At 70.9% G+C, this 16,977-nt stretch carries 10 protein-coding genes; 4 read left to right on the top strand and 6 right to left on the bottom strand.

What is annotated here, in order from left to right:
- Positions 1-11: 11 nt before the first annotated feature.
- Both KAK03_RS12590 and KAK03_RS12585 read right to left on the bottom strand, forming a co-directional pair.
- Positions 12-377 carry a response regulator gene (locus KAK03_RS12590; RefSeq protein ID WP_210854309.1) on the bottom strand — a complete coding sequence of 122 codons (366 nt, stop codon included), beginning with the start codon at positions 375-377 and terminating at the stop codon, positions 12-14.
- 15 nt (positions 378-392) lie between these two features.
- Positions 393-1,589 carry a methyl-accepting chemotaxis protein gene (locus KAK03_RS12585; protein ID WP_210854308.1) on the bottom strand — a complete coding sequence of 399 codons (1,197 nt, stop codon included), beginning with the start codon at positions 1,587-1,589 and terminating at the stop codon, positions 393-395.
- Positions 1,590-1,819: 230 nt separating this feature from the next.
- On the opposite strand from KAK03_RS12585, the gene KAK03_RS12580 reads away from it, so the two are divergent.
- From KAK03_RS12580 to KAK03_RS12565, 4 genes are all read left to right on the top strand, one after another.
- A complete protein-coding gene (locus KAK03_RS12580) occupies positions 1,820-3,874 on the top strand; it encodes a methyl-accepting chemotaxis protein (protein WP_210854307.1) in 2,055 nt (684 codons plus the stop codon).
- Between the two features lie 10 nt (positions 3,875-3,884).
- The gene (locus KAK03_RS12575; RefSeq protein ID WP_210854306.1) at positions 3,885-6,194 is read left to right on the top strand and encodes a methyl-accepting chemotaxis protein; all 2,310 of its coding nucleotides are present in this window, start codon (positions 3,885-3,887) and stop codon (positions 6,192-6,194) included.
- Positions 6,195-6,360: 166 nt separating this feature from the next.
- A complete protein-coding gene (locus KAK03_RS12570; RefSeq protein ID WP_210854305.1) occupies positions 6,361-7,509 on the top strand; it encodes an efflux RND transporter periplasmic adaptor subunit in 1,149 nt (382 codons plus the stop codon).
- 31 nt (positions 7,510-7,540) lie between these two features.
- Positions 7,541-10,693, top strand: a complete 3,153-nt coding sequence (locus KAK03_RS12565; protein ID WP_210854304.1) for an efflux RND transporter permease subunit — start codon at positions 7,541-7,543, stop codon at positions 10,691-10,693.
- A gap of 19 nt (positions 10,694-10,712) precedes the next feature.
- On the opposite strand, the gene KAK03_RS12560 is transcribed toward KAK03_RS12565, so the two are convergent.
- The 4 genes from KAK03_RS12560 to gcvP all read right to left on the bottom strand — a co-directional run bounded on the left by KAK03_RS12560 (position 10,713) and on the right by gcvP (position 16,936).
- Positions 10,713-11,714, bottom strand: a complete 1,002-nt coding sequence (locus tag KAK03_RS12560; RefSeq protein WP_210854303.1) for a toll/interleukin-1 receptor domain-containing protein — start codon at positions 11,712-11,714, stop codon at positions 10,713-10,715.
- The gene (locus KAK03_RS12555; RefSeq protein WP_210854302.1) at positions 11,715-12,485 is read right to left on the bottom strand and encodes a hypothetical protein; all 771 of its coding nucleotides are present in this window, start codon (positions 12,483-12,485) and stop codon (positions 11,715-11,717) included. It abuts the gene before it with no gap.
- Positions 12,486-12,639: 154 nt separating this feature from the next.
- The gene (locus KAK03_RS12550) at positions 12,640-14,031 is read right to left on the bottom strand and encodes an L-serine ammonia-lyase (RefSeq protein ID WP_210854301.1); all 1,392 of its coding nucleotides are present in this window, start codon (positions 14,029-14,031) and stop codon (positions 12,640-12,642) included.
- A 10-nt stretch (positions 14,032-14,041) separates the two neighbouring features.
- On the bottom strand, positions 14,042-16,936 hold the full coding sequence (gcvP, locus tag KAK03_RS12545; protein WP_210854300.1) for an aminomethyl-transferring glycine dehydrogenase: 2,895 nt from the start codon (positions 16,934-16,936) through the stop codon (positions 14,042-14,044).
- Positions 16,937-16,977 lie beyond the last annotated feature (41 nt).

Raw genomic sequence — 16,977 nt, 5'->3', positions numbered from 1 at the left:
GATGACGGGGGTCAGATGCAGAGCTTGTTCACGGCATCGAGCAGCTGCGCGGTCTGGAAGGGCTTGGCCAGCCAGCCCTTGGCGCCTGCTGCCCGCGCCTCGTCCTTCTTGGACTGCTGGGTCTCGGTGGTCAGCATCACCACCGGCGTGAACTTGTGCAGCGGACTGGCCTTGAGCTGCTTGACGAAGCTGATGCCGTCCATCTGGGGCATGTTGATGTCGCAGACCACCAGGTTGAGCTTGCGGCCGGTCAGCTTGGCCAGTGCGTCCCGGCCGTCAGTGGCCTCGACCACGTCGTAGCCCGCCTTCTGCAGGGCCAGCTTGACCACGGTGCGGAAGCTGCCGGAATCGTCGACGACCATCACGGTCTTGTTCATGGTGTGCTCCATCGATCAGAAGAACTCGACCTCGGACTTGGCGTCGACCTTGGCCGTGGCATGGTGGGAGGAGCGCATGTCCTCCATCGTGTAGGTGGATTCCAGGCGGTCCAGCCAGCGGTTGGCCGACTGCGCGGCCTCGTCGGGCTCGCCCTCGAGCCAGCGCTGCAGGCGCTGCATGTCGTCGGTGACCGAGACCAGCATCTGGCTCAGGCGGTCCTGGGCCTGCAGGTTGACGAGGATCTGCTCGACCTCCTGCTGGACCTGGTGTCCGGCCTCGTGCAGCGTGCGCTGCGAGCGGGCGACATCCTCGATACCCACCAGCAGGGCCTGCAGCACCGCGCGGGCGCCCTGTTCGGCCTGCAGGCGCAGTTCGTCCTCGGTGGTATCCACCGACTGGCCATGGCGGCGCAGGCCCTGAACCTTGGACTGCAGCTGGGCCAGGTGGCGGCCCAGTGCGGCGCCGGCCTGGCGCGACTGGTCGGCCAGCTGGCGCACCTCCTGGGCGACCACGGCGAAACCGTGGCCGGCCTGGGCGCCGCCACCGCTGCCGGCGCGCTGGGCCTCGACGGAGGCGTTCAGCGCGAGCAAGTGGGTGGCGCGGCTGATCGTCTGGACTTCCTTGCTCAGCGCGGTCATCTGGTCGAGCGTGCCGCCCAGCTCGGACAGCCCGCCCAGCAGCTCGTCCTTGAGCTGGGTGATGGCGCGGGTGGAGGCCAGCAGGGTTTCAAGCTCGTCGCGGTGGCTGTCGAGCAGCTGGTCAATGGAGGCGGCGTCCAGGCGCGGCGCCTGGCCGCCGGTCTGCAGCGCCTGGTCCAGCTGAGAGGCGATCTCGGCGAAGCTTTCGACCAGCGCCGACATGCTCTGTTCGGCATGCAGCCGCGCGCCGTCGACGTTGCGGCGCCACACCGGCACGATCTGCCGCGTCAGGCCGCTGGCCGGCGTTGCGGGGGCCGACGGGGTGGCCGCCGATGCCGCTGCGGCAGCGCCTGTGGACCGTGGCACGGCGCGCCGTTGCCAGTACCAGCCGACGGCCAGGCAGGCGCCGGCGCCCAGCGCCAGCGGTGCCGCCTGCTGGGTTCCCAGGGTGGCGCCTAACGCCAACGCGCTGGCCAGCGCCAGCCCGGGCAGCCAGGATTGCCATGCGGCGGCGCGGATCGACGGGCGGGTCCCGTCGATGGCGTCATCACCCGGCGAGCTTGGAAGGTGCATGCGAAAGGGCTCCGATGGATGTGCAGGGCCTGAAGGGCCCGACACTGGATCGACCAATGCAGCCAAGTGTGTAGGGCTCGGTCGCGGATTGATCGACCGATCAGGCCTGAAAAGCGTCTGCTCTTCGGTCCATGGGGGGGATGGCGCCTGCCTAGGATGCGTCCATCGGTTCCCCGCCCGTGGTCGTCTGGCGCGCGTGCGGGGTTTCCCACGCCCCACGCGCGACCTGCATGATCGACTTACGACACCTTCTCGGCCTGCACCGCCGCCGCAGCGATGGCAGCGTCGAACAGCTGCATCTGCTGCGCTACCACGGCCTGTGGGGCCCGGGCGTGCGCCTGCTGCAGAACCTGCGCTTTCGCAGCAAGATCATGCTGTTGCTGGTCTCACTGGCGATGCCGCTGGCCTTGCTGCTGACGCAACTGGCATTGGCCGGCTGGACCGAATGGCGCGAACTGCAGCGCTCGGTGGCGGCGCTGAAGGTCTACCGCGCGGTCGCGAACGAGCAACTGGCGCTGGGCCAGCTGGGGGTGGCGATGTTCGATGCCGACCGCGACCCCGCCGCCGCACCGCAGGTGGCACAGGCGCTGAAGGCGGCCCAGCAGGCGGCGGCCGATCTGCGCCAGCAGCTGGCCAGCGAGCCCGCCACCGCCGAGCGTCTGCGCGAAGCCCTGTACGTGCTGCGCGACGACGACCGCACGCTGCAGGCCCTGGTGGCCGATACCCGAAGCGGTGCGGCCGGCCGCCCGCCCGCCAAGTACATGGGTCTGTTGGACGTTCAAGCCGGCCTGGACACCTTCCGGACCGCGGTGCTGCAGGAGGGCGGCAAGGCGCTGCATGACCAGCATGTCGCCTTTGCCCTGAATGCCGGTGCGCTCGACGCCATGCCCCTGGTCAACCGCCACCTGTGGCGCAGCGAGCGCCCCGGCGTGCGCGTGTTCACCGAGGAGGGGCGCGCCGCCCACGGCATTCGGCTGCTGGAGAGCACCGTGGTGATGCAGCGCGAGGTGGATGTGCTGCGCAGTCACCTCGACTCGCTCAGCGACGACGGCCTGCCCGAGATCGCCAACCTGCGCCGCTCGATCGATCAGCTGACCAGCTTCGGCGCCCTGGCGCGCCGGTTGGCCGGCGTGGCCCAGACGGCCGGCTCCGAGGCCGAGGTGGTCCGGGCCATGGGCATGGACGTGGCCGGCTTCCTGCGCCAGGCGCGCGGCAGTCAGGCCCTGGCACGCGGTCTGCACGAGCAGTTGATGAACCTGGCCGAGCGCACCCAGCAGCAACGCCTGGCGCACACCCGTGCGGCGCTGCTGAGCGTGGCCCTGAGCACGCTGGCCTGTCTGGCGGTGATGGCCTATCTGCTGGTCTGCGTGGTGAAGGTGGTGGGCGGCGGCCTGAGCGAGCTGTGTTCACGCGTCGATGCCCTGGCCAAGGGCGACCTGAGCGAGAAGCCCGAAGCGCGCGGCACGGACGAGGTCGGCCAGGCGCTGACCGCGCTGTCCATGTCGACGCACCGGATGTCCACGCTGTTCGAGGCGGTCACGCAGGGCGTGGCCGCGGTGTCCTTCGCCTCGCGCGAGGTGGCGGTGGGCAATGCCGGCCTGAACGGCCGCACCGGCGACATCCAGCGCTCGATCGAGGACGTGGGCCAGCGCGCCCGGGCCTCGATGGAGGCGATGAACCGGGCCGGCGGCGAAGTCGACCGCATTGCCGAGCACATGCGTGAGGTGCGCGTCGACGCGCACCGCAGCCGGCGCGCAGCCCAGGAACTGGCGTCGTGCATGAATGGCCTGCAGGCCAAGAGCCGGGAGATCGGCCGCGTGGTGATGCTGGTCGAGTCGGTGGCCCACCAGACCCGGCTGCTGTCGCTCAACGCCTCGGTCGAGGCCGCGCGCGCCGGAGCGGCCGGCAAGGGCTTCGCGGTCGTGGCCCAGGAGGTGCGCCAGCTGGCCCGCCGCAGCGAGACCGCGGCGCACAAGATCGCCGAGATCGTCAAGGCGTCGGTGGACGAGATCGCCCAGGGCAATCTGCTGACCGAGCGCGTGGGCGAGAGCGTGCGCAAGACCGACGAGCGGGTCGGCGAGGTCAGCGCCATCATGGGCGACATCGTCCGGCTGACCCAGGCCGGACGGGACCAGTCCAGCGAGGTGGTGGGCATCACCCGCCAGGTCGAGGAGTCGGCCGGGGGCAATGCGCGGATGGTCGAACAGCTGGCCCAGGCCTCGGCGGGGCTGCGTGAGCAAGGTGATCACCTGAAGCGCTCGATGCAGCACTTCGTCTTCGGTTGAGGGGCGCGACATGGTGTCGTTGATCTGGGAGCGCGGCGTTGCGTGGACGCAGCGGCGGGGCCTGTATGCCAAGCTGGGCCTGATGCTGCTGGTGCTGGGGCTGCCGCTGGTCGCGCTGCTCGGGCAGTCCCTGCACGAACGCCTGGGCGAGGTCGAGCGCCTGTCGCGCCGGCTGGATGGCCTGTTGGCCACCGAGCAGCTGCTGCGTGTCCAGCAGCGCCTGGATGCACCGGCGGATCTGACCGATCTGGCGGCGGTGGACACCGCTCTGGCTGCGCTGAACATGCCGGACAGTGAGACCGGCTGGCACGCGCTGCGTGAGCGCCTGGCGCAGCGCCCGGCGCAGGCCGCACCGGTGCTGCGGTCGGCCTTGCTGGCCGACCTGCAGCGCCTGGCGCTGCGCGTGGCGCGCGACAGCGGCACGCTGGAGTCGGGCAGTGCCACCGAGGCCCTGCGCCTGTCGCTGTCGACCGATCTGCTGCCGGCGTTGCAGGACGAGGTGGGCCAGATCGCACCGCGCCTGACCCCGGGTCAGATGCCCGACATGGGCGACGGCGAGCGCTCGGCACTGCGGACCCAGCTGGCGATGCTGGAGCGCGACACCGAGACGATCGATCAGCGCACCGATATGCTGCTTGGCGCCGAGAACCTGCAGTCGCCCGCCTGGTCCCAGGCGCGGCAGACCATGCGCGCCTACCTGCGCGAGGCCGACGCCGCGCTGCAGGACCCCGACGGCGCGGCCGGCCAGGTGGACCTGCCGGGACGCGGGCAGCAGGTGCTGCAGCAACTGGGCAACACCGAGGTGGCCCTGCTTGAGGCGCAGATGGACGACTCTCGGTCCGCGCTGGCGCGTGCGCGCTGGTCGCTGTGGGCCACGGCCCTGGTGGCCCTGCTGTGGCTGGGCGTGGTGGTCATCACCGTGCTGCTGCTGCGCTCCGGGTTGCTGCAATCCTTTGCTGCGCTGGGCGGCGCGATTCGCGCCATCGCTGACGGCGACCTCGGCCACCGTGCCGATGTGCCCGGCCAGGACGAGCTGACCGCGCTGGGGCGCCGTGTCGACCGCATGGGACAGCGCATGTCGGCGATGGTGGCCGAGATCCGCACCACCGCAGTGCGCGTGCGCGAGGGCGGCGCGCAGGTGGCCGACGAGGCGCTGTCGCTGGCCGCCCGCAACGAGCGGCAGACCGAACGCCTGACCCGCTCGGTGCGGGATGTCGGGCGCCTGGGTGACGAGGTGCGGGTCACCGCCGAGGCGGTGGCCGATCTGGGCACGATGTGCCGACGCCTGGAGGAGCGCGCCAGCGAGAGTGGCGAGGCGATGCGCCACGCCGTCGAGACGGCGACCGCCCTGCAGGACAGCTCGCGCCGGGTGGCCGAGATCAACGGTGTGATCGACGACATCGCCTTCCAGACCAACCTGGTGGCGCTCAATGCCTCGGTCGAGGCGGCACGGGCCGGTGAGAGTGGTCGCGGCTTCTCGGTCGTTGCGGCGGAGATCCGCCAGCTGGCGCTGCGCTGCGCGGAAGCCGCCGGCGAGGTGCGCGAGACGATCGAGCTGATCGTCGACGGCGCCGACCACTCGGCCACGCGCATCGCGGGCATTGGTCAGGCGCTGGAAGGCATGGGGCAGGGCATCGGGTCGATGGCCCGCCGGGTGCACGACATCGGTCAGGCCGCCGAGCGCCAGGCCGACGCGCTGGCCGAGGTCAATGGCGAGGTGCAGGCGCTGCAGGCGCTGGGCCAGGAATATGCGCGCAGCGTGCTGGCCACCGAGGACGCCTCGCGCGCCATGGTCCAGCAATCCGAGGCCTTGCAGACCTCGGTGGCGGCGTTCCGGCTGCGCCAGGGCACGGCCGATGAGGCACGCGCGATGAGCGAAGCCGCCCGTCGGCGGGTGGCCGAGGTCGGCTGGACCAAGGCGGCCGAGGAATTCCACCGGCCCGACGGCCCGTTCCTGGACCGGGACATGTATGTCTTCGCCTTCGACGCCGAGGGCCGCTACCTTGCTTGTGGCAACGCTCCAGACCGGGTCGGACGCTGCGTGCTGGACATCCCCGGCCTGCCGCCCAGCGGGGCCGAGACCCTGTTGAACGCCGGCCGGGCCATGGCCGAGCAGGGCGGTGGCTGGGTCGAGTACGAATTCGCACTGGCCGACCTGTCCGGTTCCGGTCGCAAGAGCGCCTGGGTGGAAGACCTGGGTGACGGCGCCTTCCTGGGCGTGGGCGTCTACCGCCCGGGCCCGACCAGCGACGCCGCATCACCGCCGGTGGCGGGTGCGGGCGCCTCCGCCGCCGCACCGGCGACCGAGGCCCACGCCTGAAGACGGCCCGGGCGGGTTCCCCGTTTCGTCGGCCCCGGCTGCACTTCGTCGGACGGCCACGCCGTTCATCGGGCACTGCGCCAGATCAAGCCGCTGCCTCTACACTGCGCCACGCCTCACGAGGGCAATCACGCGGTCGATGGTCGACCGGGCACAGGGGACGAGGATGCGGTCAGGCAAGCAATGGGTTTTTGGCGTTGTGGCGCTGGTGGTGCTGGCGGGTGCTGGCATGTGGTGGAAGGGCCAGCAAAGTGCCCAGGCGGCTGACAAGAAGGAGCCGCCACCGCCGCCGCTGGTGTTCTCACCCAAGGAAGTGGCCACCGCGCAGATGCGCGCGCTGACCCAGGTGATCACCTTCTCGGGGCCGCTGGTCTCGCCCAATACCGCCACCGTCAAGGCCAAGGCAGCGGGCACGCTGCTGTCGCTGTCGGTGTCCGAGGGCAGCCGGGTGAAGCGCGGCCAGGCCCTGGGCATGCTTGATCTGGCCGACCTGACGGCCCGGCTGCAGGAGCGCCAGGCTGGCGTGGCCTCGGCCCAGGCCACGCTGGCCCAGGCCGAGCGCACCCATGCGTCCAACCAGCGGCTGGCTGACCAGCAGTTCATCTCGCCGATCGCGCTGGACAACTCGCGCGCCGCGCTCGACACCGCCCGCGCCCAGTTGGGTGCGGCCCAGGCGCAGGTGGAATCGGCCCGCATCGCGCTGCGCGAGGCCGCGCTGGTGGCGCCGATCGATGGCATCGTCGCCAAGCGCCATGCGCTGCCGGGCGAGAAAGTGTCGGCCGAGCAGCCGGTGCTGACCCTGGTGGACCTGCGCACGCTGGAGATGGCCGGCAGCGTGGGCACGCGCGACATCGCGCGGCTGCGCCCCGGGATGACGGTGCGCCTGCTGATCGAGGGCGACCCCCGCGCGGTCGATGGCCAGCTGGCGCGCATCGCGCCGTCGGTGGATGCCGGCGCACGGTCGATCCAGGTGACAGTGACCCTGGGCAACCCTGACGAGCGCTGGCGCGCCGGCCAGTTTGCGCTGGCCCGGGTGGAGTTGCCGGCCGAGCAGCCCACCCTGGCGGTGCCGGCCACCGCGGTGGGCACGGCCTCGGGGCAGGAGTACGTCTGGGCGCTGGAGAAGGACCAGCTGATCCGCCGCACCGTGGTGACCGGCCGCCGCGACCCGTCCAGTGGCGAGGTCGAGGTGCTGCAGGGCCTGAGCGCCGGCCAGGTGGTGCTGGCGGGCAGCTTCGAGAACCTGCGCGAAGGCCGCACGGCCCGCGTGGGCGACGCCACGGCCAGCGCACCGGCCGCCGCCGCGTCGCGCTGATCCCTCATCCCATGTCCCGGAGGTTCCAGCCATGTGGATGACCCGCGTCTCGATCAACAACCCCGTCTTCGCCACGATGGTGATGGTGGCCATCTGCGTGCTGGGCCTGTTCGCCTACAACCGCCTGGGCGTGGAGCAGATGCCCGACGTCTCGCCGCCGATGGTGTTCGTCCAGGTGGCCTACCCCGGCGCCTCGCCACCGGCGGTGGAAACCGAGGTGACCCAGCCGCTGGAGCAGGCCCTCAACGGCATTGCCGGCATCAAGCAGATCACCTCGAACAGCTTCGAGGGCCGCAGCGAAAGCTACCTGCGCTTCAATGTCGACGCCGACATGAGCCGCGCCGTGCAGGACGTGCGTGACAAGGTAGCCCAGGTCCAGGCCAGCTTCCCGCGCGACGTCAAGCAGCCGCTGATCGCCCGCTTCGATGGCGACAACCAGCAGCCCACGGTCATCGTGGCGCTGATGGCCAGCGACCGCAGCGCCCGCGAGCTGTCGCTGCTGGCCGACCAGACGCTGCGCCGCCGCTTCGAGCGGGTCGACGGCGTGGCGCGCGTGCAGATCGGCGGCCTGGTGGTGCGCCAGGTGCGCATCGACCTGGACCCGCAGCGCCTGCGCGCCCATGCGCTGACGCCGGCTGACGTGGCCGCCGCGCTGCAGCGCGCCAACGCCGACCAGCCGGTGGGCCTGCTCAGCGGCGAGCGCATCGATGCCATCGTGCGCATCGAGGGCCGCATCCGCACGCCCAAGGAATTCGGCGAGGTGGTGGTGTCCTCCGGCGCGGCCGGCGTGGTCACCGTGGCCGACCTGGGTCAGGTGGTGGAGCGCGAGCAGGAACCCGACTCGCTGTCGCGCATCAACGGCAAGCAGGCGGTGACCTTCAACATCGTCAAGCAGCAGGACGCCAACCTGGTGGCCACCGGCGAGGCCGTCAAGGCGGCCTACGAGGAGATCAAGGGCAGCCTGCCGCCGGGCATGGAGATGCGTCTGATCTGGGCGCGCAGCGACTGGACCAAGGACTCGCTGGACGGCGTCAAGCGCACCCTGATCGAGGGCGCGCTGCTGACCGTGGGCATCGTCTTCCTGTTCCTGCACAGCTGGCGCAGCACCGTGATCACCGGCCTGACGCTGCCGATCTCGGTGATTGCCAGCTTCCTAGCGGTGTACGCCTTCGGCTTCACGCTGAACTTCATGACGATGATGGCGCTGAGCCTGTGCATCGGCCTGCTGATCGATGACGCGATCGTGGTGCGCGAGAACATCGTGCGCCACGTGAAGATGGGCAAGGACCACCACACCGCGGCCCGCGAAGGCACCGACGAGATCGGCCTGGCAGTGCTGGCCACCACCTTCGCGATCTGCGCGGTGTTCACGCCGGTGGCCTTCATGCACGGCATCGTCGGCAAGTTCTTTTATCCCTTCGGCATCACGGTGGTGGCGGCGGTGCTGGTCAGCCTGTTCGTCAGCTTCACGCTCGACCCGATGCTCTCGGCCGTCTGGAAGGATCCTCCGGGTGACCGCTTCAGCCGGCTGCCCGTCGTGCGGCACCTGCTGGCCGCGGTGGATGCGGGCATGGAGCACCTGCACAGCCTGTATGGCGCGCTGATCCGCTGGGCGATGGGGCCCAGCCGATACCGGCTGCCCTGGCCCGCCTACGGCCATCCGTTCGGCCCCGATGGCCACCGCCAGAAGGGCGAGCCGCGCCGCTGGCGCCGGGCCACGCTGAGCCCGCGCGGGGTGGTGCTGTGGATCGCCGCCTTCAGCTTCGTGGCCGCGCTGGCCATCCCGGCCTCGGGCCTGATCGGCGCCGAGATGATCCCGCAGACCGATGACGGCTTCATCCAGATCAACGTCAAGCTGCCGGTGGGCTCCAGCCTGGAGCGCTCCGACGAGAAATTCCGCCAGCTCGAGGCCATCGTCACCCGCTTCCCCGAGGTGGTGACGGTCAACACCAACATCGGTGGCGAGCAGGGACGATCGGCCGGCACGATCGGTGTGAACCTGAAGCCGCGCAAGCAGCGCGAGCGCAGCCAGAAAGAGGTCGAGGACGCGATCCGCGCCGCCTTCGCCAGCGTGCCCGGCGTTGACGTGGCCCTGGGCTGGGACCGCCCGATCTATGTGGGCGTGCTGGGGCCGGACCCGGAAGTGCTGGACCAGATCACCACCCAGCTGACCGAGAAGATCCGCAAGATCAAGGGCATCGCCGACCTGGAGAACTCGGTCAAGCCCGGTGTGCCCGCCTACGCGGTGCGCCTGAAGCCCGATGCCGCCCGCGAGCTGGGCCTGTCGGCGCAGACACTGGCCAGCTCGATGCGCGCCTATGTGAACGGCGACGTGGCCACCTGGTGGACCACGCCCGATGGCCAGCAGGTGGAGGTGCAACTGCGCCTGCCGCAGGACCAGCGGCGCGACATCGACCAGCTGCGCCAGCTGCCGGTGGCCTATGCCAAGGACGGCACGCCGGTGGCGCTGGAGCGCGTGGCGACGATCACCGCGGTCACCAACCCGCAGCTGATCAAGCGCCAGGACCTGCAGCGCCGCCAGGGCATCTACGCCGGCATCGACCATGGCTCGGGCCGCGCTGCCGGTGACGTGGGCGCCGACGTGAAGAAGCTGGTCGAGCAGACCTCGCTGCCGCCGGGCTACCGCTTCGATGTGGGCGGCCAGACCAAGGACCAGGACGAGGTGTTCGGCGCCATCTTCGGCGCGCTGGGCCTGGCGGTGATCTTCATCTACATCGTGCTGGCCAGCCAGTTCGGCAGCTTCATCCAGCCGCTGGCGATCATGGCCTCGCTGCCGCTGTCGCTGATCGGCGTGATGCTGGCGCTGTGGATCAGCCAGTCCACGATCAACCTGTTCTCGCTGATCGGCCTGATCATGCTGATGGGCCTGGTGACGAAGAACGCGATCCTGCTGGTCGACTTCGCCAACCATGCGCGCCAGCGCGGCGCCGGCATGATGGACGCCCTGCTCGAGGCCGGCCAGACCCGGATGCGGCCCATCGTCATGACCACCGCGGCCATGGTCTTCGGCATGCTGCCGCTGGCGCTGGCGCTGAATGAGGGCGGCGAGTTCCAGGCCTCGATGGGCCGCGCCATCATCGGTGGCGTGATCACCTCGACGCTGCTGACGCTGGTGGTGGTGCCGGTGATCTACAGCTACCTGGTGCGCGAGAAGCGGGGCTGAGCGGGCGGCCGGCGGCGTCTCATCCGGCGCGGGTGGTGGGCTGGAAGCGCTGCAGGAATCGCTCGGCGATTTCCTCGGCGCTGCCCTCGATCACCTGGTTGCGGCCCAGACGCAGTGCCAATGCCGGGCTGAGGGCGACGTCGCCGATGCGCACCGCGAACACCGGCTTGCCCAGGTCGTCGGCATAGCGCACCTCGCGCTGTACCCAGGGTGACGCCACGCTGGCCGGAGACAGGAAGAGCAGCAGGGCCTGACAGTTCTGCACCTGCAGCGCCAGGCTGGTGTCCCAGTCGGTGGCGCCCTCCAGGCCTTTGTCGAACCACAGCGCCTGACCGGCGGCGTCCAGGCGGTCCAGGACAGGCAGCAAGGCAGCCAGGTCGGCATGGGCGTAGCTGACGAACACATAGGGCCTGCCCTCCGACGCGGTGCTCGGCGCGCGTCGGATCAATGCCTGGAAGCCCGGCCGGGCCAGTCCGGTGGCCAGTACACAGGCGGCGCACCAGGCCAGCGCCCAGGACAGCAGCAGCGCCAGGCGCACCAGATCGACGCTCCAGGGCTGCCAGATGCGGGTGGCCTCGTACTCGGCCGAGCGCAGCGCATCCAGATCGTCGTCCGGGCAGGTCTGCGGGTAGATCAGGCGCGCCTCTGGCGTGCAGACGAAGCCCTTGACACCGGTCTCGCCAGTGGCGGGGATGGTGAAGCCAAAGCGCGACATCAGGCCCAGGAACAGGGCGGCGCAGAGCAGCAGCGCCAACAGCGCGCCGCGCTGCAGGCCCACGCTCCAGACCGATGGGCGATGGGCCCGCCAGCGACCCAGCGCCAGCGCGCCGGCCACCGCCAGCACCGCCGTCAGCGAGCCGCTGCGCGCCGGCCACGGCGGTGCCGTGCCACCCGCCGACAGCACCAGGGCCACTGTGGCGAGGGCCAGCAACACCCACCAGGGCGGCTCCAGGTGGCGCAGCAACAGCAGGCTGCGGGTCAGGCCCGGACGCCGGGCCGCGGGGCTTGGCGGGCGGCTCATTCAGCGGCGCAGCTCAATACGGACAATGTCGTCGGCAGGCCCATCGACCACTGAGGCCGGGCGGGTGTCGAACACGCCCGAGCTGAGCTGACCATCCGGCCAGCGCACCTGGTAGGCGTACTGGCCGCTGAGGAATTCCTGGGCCTTCACCACATCCACCCAGCCGCGGCAACGCTGGCGGTCGGTGGGCGGAATGCGCTGGACCTCGCACAGCCGGTGTCTGAACAGCGTGATATAGCTGATGCGCCCTCCGGCCGGCCGCGTCCGCAACTCCACCGGCAGCTCACCGGCACCGCAGCCGTCCTGAAGCACCACCGGCGGGCCTCGGCGCTGGCGTTGATGGCGCACCGCGGCTTGCTCGAGTTGCCCCTTGAGCGCCTGATGGCGCGCGGACAGGCGCTCGACGCTACGTTGATGCGCCGCACCGCGGGTGCTGGGTTCGGCCAGCGCCTCGATCGCGGCACTTTGCATGCCGTCGAGCAAGGGCTGCCACAGCGCGGGGGGCAGTGCCAGCGCACGCAGCGATTGGCCCAGTTGCTCGACCTCCATCGCGACCTGGATGACCATGCTGTCCGGGTCCTTCTCGCCGACGCCCAGGTCGAGGCCCGCGTCCAGGCAGTCGAGCAAGGGAATCGTCGGTTCGCCGGGAGTCCGCATGGCAGGGCGGCTCAGGCTGGGTGCGGCGGCCACGGCGGCCTGGCGGATCTGCGCGAAGCGTGTGGCGGCGTCGGCGGGCGTCTGGGCAGGCGCTGGGCACACGGCCAGCGTCATGCACAGGGCCAGGCCGCCCCGCAGGCCAGTCGGGAGACGATGGACGCTTGTAGGCATGGTGGCTCCGCTTGGCCGGTCGTCGCGCCGGCGTCCCGCTGTTGTAGCGCCGGCCAGCCAGCGCCGCCACCCCTTGTGCTGGGGTGGCGGGCCGCACTCAGCATTCGACGATATTGACCGCCAGACCGCCGCGCGCGGTTTCCTTGTACTTGGTCATCATGTCGGCGCCGGTCTCGCGCATCGTCTTGATGACCTTGTCCAGGCTGACGAAGTGGCTGCCGTCGCCGCGCAGTGCCATGCGCGCGGCATTGATGGCCTTGACCGAGGCGATCGCGTTGCGCTCGATGCAGGGAATCTGCACCAGGCCACCCACCGGGTCGCAGGTCAGGCCCAGGTGGTGCTCCATGCCGATCTCGGCGGCGTTCTCGGCCTGCTCGGGCGTGCCGCCCATCACCGCGCACAGCGCGCCGGCGGCCATCGAGCAGGCCACGCCCACCTCGCCCTGGCAGCCGACCTCGGCGCCGGAGATGCTGGCGTTCTCCTTGTAGAGGATGCCGATCGCGGCGGCGGTGAGCAGGAAATCGACCACCCCGGCCTCGGACGCACCGGGCACGAAGCGGGTGTAGTAGTGCAGCACCGCCGGCACGATGCCGGCCGCGCCGTTGGTGGGCGCGGTGACCACGCGGCCGCCGGCGGCGTTCTCCTCGTTGACCGCCAGCGCATAGAGGTTGACCCAGTCCAGCACCTGCAACGGGTCGCGCAGCGCCTCCTCGGGCTTGGCGGTCAGCGCCTCGCGCAGCGCCTTGGCGCGGCGCTTGACCTTGAAGCCGCCGGGCAGCGTGCCCTCGGTGCGGCAACCGCGCTCCACGCAAGCCTGCATCACCGCCCAGATGCGCAGCAGACCGGCATCGATCTCGGCGTCGCTGCGCCAGTGGCGCTCGTTGCGGCGCATCAGCTGGGCGATCGACAGGCCGTGCTCGGCGCACAGCGCCAGCAACTGCTCGCCGCTGGTGAAAGGCAGCGGCAGCACCGTGGCGTCGGGGGCGATGGTCTTCTGGCGGCTGCCGTCGGCGGCCACCTCCTCGCTGACCACGAAGCCGCCGCCCACCGAGTAGTACACGCGCTGACAAAGCTCGGCACCGCTGGCGTCGAAGGCCGTCAGGCGCATGCCGTTGGCGTGGAAGGGCAGGCTCTCGCGGCGGAAGAAGGCCAGGTCGCGCGCCTCCTCGAAGGCCACCGCATGCTCGCCTTGGAGCAGCAGGCGGCCACCGCCGCGAATCGCCGCCAGCAGCGCCGGCACCTGGTCCACATCGACGGTGTCGGGCTCATGACCGGCCAGGCCCAGCAGCACCGCGGTATCGCTGCCGTGGCCCTTGCCGGTGGCGCCCAGCGAGCCGTACAGGCCGCAGTGCACGCGCGCGGTGCGCGCCAGCAGGCCCTCATGGGCCAGGCGCAGCGTGAACAGGCGCGCGGCGCGCATCGGCCCCACGGTGTGCGAGCTGCTCGGCCCGATGCCGATCTTGAAGAGGTCGAAGACCGAGACAGCCATGGCTCAGTGCTCAGGCGTAGTCCGACATCGGCGGGCAGCTGCAGCTGAGGTTGCGGTCGCCCCACACGTTGTCGACCCGACCCACCGGCGACCAGTACTTGCCGGCGCGCAGGCTGGCCACCGGGTAGGCGGCCTGTTCGCGGGTGTAGGGGTGCGTCCAGTCGGCGGCCAGCAGGCTGGCAGCCGTGTGCGGGGCGTTCTTCAGCGGGTTGTCCTCGCGCGGCCAGGCCCCGGCCTCGACCTGGCGGATCTCGTCGCGGATCGCGATCATCGCGTCGCAGAAACGGTCCAGCTCGGCCTTGCTCTCGCTCTCGGTGGGCTCGACCATCAGCGTGCCGGCCACCGGGAAGCTCAGCGTGGGCGCATGGAAGCCATAGTCGATCAGGCGCTTGGCGACGTCCTCGGCGCTGACGCCGGAGCTGTCCTTCAGCGGGCGCAGGTCCAGGATGCACTCATGGGCCACGCCACCGCCGGCGATGCCGTCATGGCCGCCGCTGAAGTGGATGTCGTAGTGCGGCGCCAGGCGCGCGGCGACGTAGTTGGCGTTCAGGATGGCCACCTCGGTGGCGTCCTTCAGGCCGTCGGCGCCCATCATGCGGATGTACATCCAGCTGATCGGCAGCACCGCGGCATTGCCCAGCGGACCGGCGCTGACCGCACCGACGCCGCCCTCGCGGGTCTGCCCGGCCGTGGCATGGCCCGGCAGGAAGGGCACCAGGTCCTCGACCACGCAGACCGGGCCGACGCCGGGGCCGCCGCCGCCGTGCGGGATGCAGAAGGTCTTGTGCAGGTTCAGGTGGCTGACGTCACCGCCGAACTCGCCGGGCGCGGCCAGGCCGACCAGGGCGTTCATGTTGGCGCCGTCCACATAGACCCGGCCGCCGTAGCGGTGGACCATCGCGCACAGCTCCTTCACCCGTGGCTCGAAGACACCGTAGGTGGAGGGGTAGGTGATCATGATGCAGGCCAGCTGCTGCGCGTGCGCCTCGCATTTGGCCTGCAGGTCGTCCAGGTCGACGCTGCCGTTGGGGTCGCACTTGACCACCACCACGCTCATGCCGGCCATCTGCGCCGAGGCCGGGTTGGTGCCGTGAGCGCTTTCGGGGATCAGGCAGACGGTGCGCTGCGCATCACCGCGCGAGGCATGCCAGCCGCGGATGGCCAGCAGGCCGGCGTACTCGCCCTGCGAACCGGCGTTGGGCTGCAGGCTGATGCCGGCGTAGCCGGTGGCCTGGCTGAGCCAGCCGCACAGCTGGGCGTTCAGCTCAGCATAGCCTTGCAGCTGCTCGGCCGGTGCGAACGGGTGCAGTTCGGCGAACTCGGGCCAGGTGATGGGGATCATCTCGCTGGTCGCGTTGAGCTTCATCGTGCAGGAGCCCAGCGGGATCATGCTGCGGTCCAGGGCCAGGTCCTTGTCGGCCAATTGCCGCAGGTAGCGCAGCATGGCGGTTTCGGAGTGATGGCGGTTGAAGACCGGGTGGGTCATGAACGCCGACCGACGCTGCAGCGCAGCGGGGATCAGGCTGTCGCAGTCGCCTGCCAGCGCCTCGACGCTGGGCAGCGCGGCACCTGCCGGGGCCAGCCAGCGCCACAGCGCGGCCAGGTCGGCGCGGGTGGTGGTCTCGTCCAGCGCGATGCCGACGATGCGATCGGACAGGCGGCGCAGGTTGGCATGCTCGGCGCGCGCAGCGGCCAGCACGGCGTCGGTGCGCTCAGCCGTCTCGACCGCGATCGTGTCGAAGGCATGCGGCGTCAGCACCTTCAGGCCCATCTGCTGCAGGCCGGCCGACAGGATGGCGGTGTAGCGCGCCACGCGGCGGGCAATGCGGGTCAGGCCCTCGGGCCCGTGGTAGACCGCGTACATGCTGGCCATCACCGCCAGCAGCACCTGGGCGGTGCAGATGTTGGAGGTGGCCTTCTCGCGGCGGATGTGCTGCTCGCGGGTCTGCAGCGCCAGCCGGTAGGCGGGCTGGCCATGGGCGTCGATCGACACGCCGACCAGGCGGCCGGGCATCGAGCGCTTGTACTCGTCGCGGCAGGCCAGGTAGGCGGCGTGCGGGCCGCCGGCGCCCATGGGCACGCCGAAGCGCTGGGTGTTGCCCAGCACGATGTCGGCGCCGAACTCGCCCGGCGGCACCAGCAGGGTCAGCGCCAGCAGGTCGGCCGCGACGATGAAGGCGGCCTGCTTCGCGTGGGCCTGCTCGACATAGGGCTTCAGGTCGTGGATCAGGCCGGTGGTCGACGGGTACTGCGCGATCACCGCGAAGTAGTCGTTCTCGGCCATCAGCTGCGGCGCCATGCCCACCAGCACCTGCAGGCCCAGCGGCTCGGCACGGGTGCGGATGACCTCGATGGTCTGCGGATGGCAGTCGCCAGCGACGATGATGGTGTCGCTCTTGCTCTTGACCGAGCGCTTGGCCAGGGTCATGGCCTCGGCGGCGGCGGTGGCCTCGTCCAGCATGCTGGCGTTGGCGATGGCCATGCCGGTGAGATCGCAGACCATGGTCTGGAAGTTCACCAGCGCCTCCATGCGGCCCTGCGAGATCTCGGCCTGGTAGGGCGTGTAGGCGGTGTACCAGGCCGGGTTCTCGAGGATGTTGCGCAGCACGACGCCCGGCACATGGGTGCCGTGGTAGCCCTGGCCGATGAAGCTCTTGAAGACCTGGTTCTTCGCCGCGATCGCGCGCAGCTCGGCCAGGGCCTGGGCCTCGCCCACCGGGGCGGGCAGGTCCATCGGCGCCGGACGGCGGATGCTCTCGGGGACGATGGTGCGCATCAGCGCCTCGCGCGAGGCGGCGCCGATGGCGGCCAGCATCAGCGGTTCATCAGCGGCACCGGGGCCGATGTGGCGGGGGGCGAACTCGCGGTCGGTCTCGAGCGCGGCCAGGGGCAGGGCGGTGGGCATGGGCGGCAGGCGGGGGTCAGGGTCAGGCGCCGGGGCGCCGG

This window comes from Ideonella alba (assembly GCF_018069845.1).
Taxonomy (GTDB): domain Bacteria; phylum Pseudomonadota; class Gammaproteobacteria; order Burkholderiales; family Burkholderiaceae_C; genus Ideonella; species Ideonella alba.
This window is presented reverse-complemented; position numbering and strand designations above follow the sequence as displayed.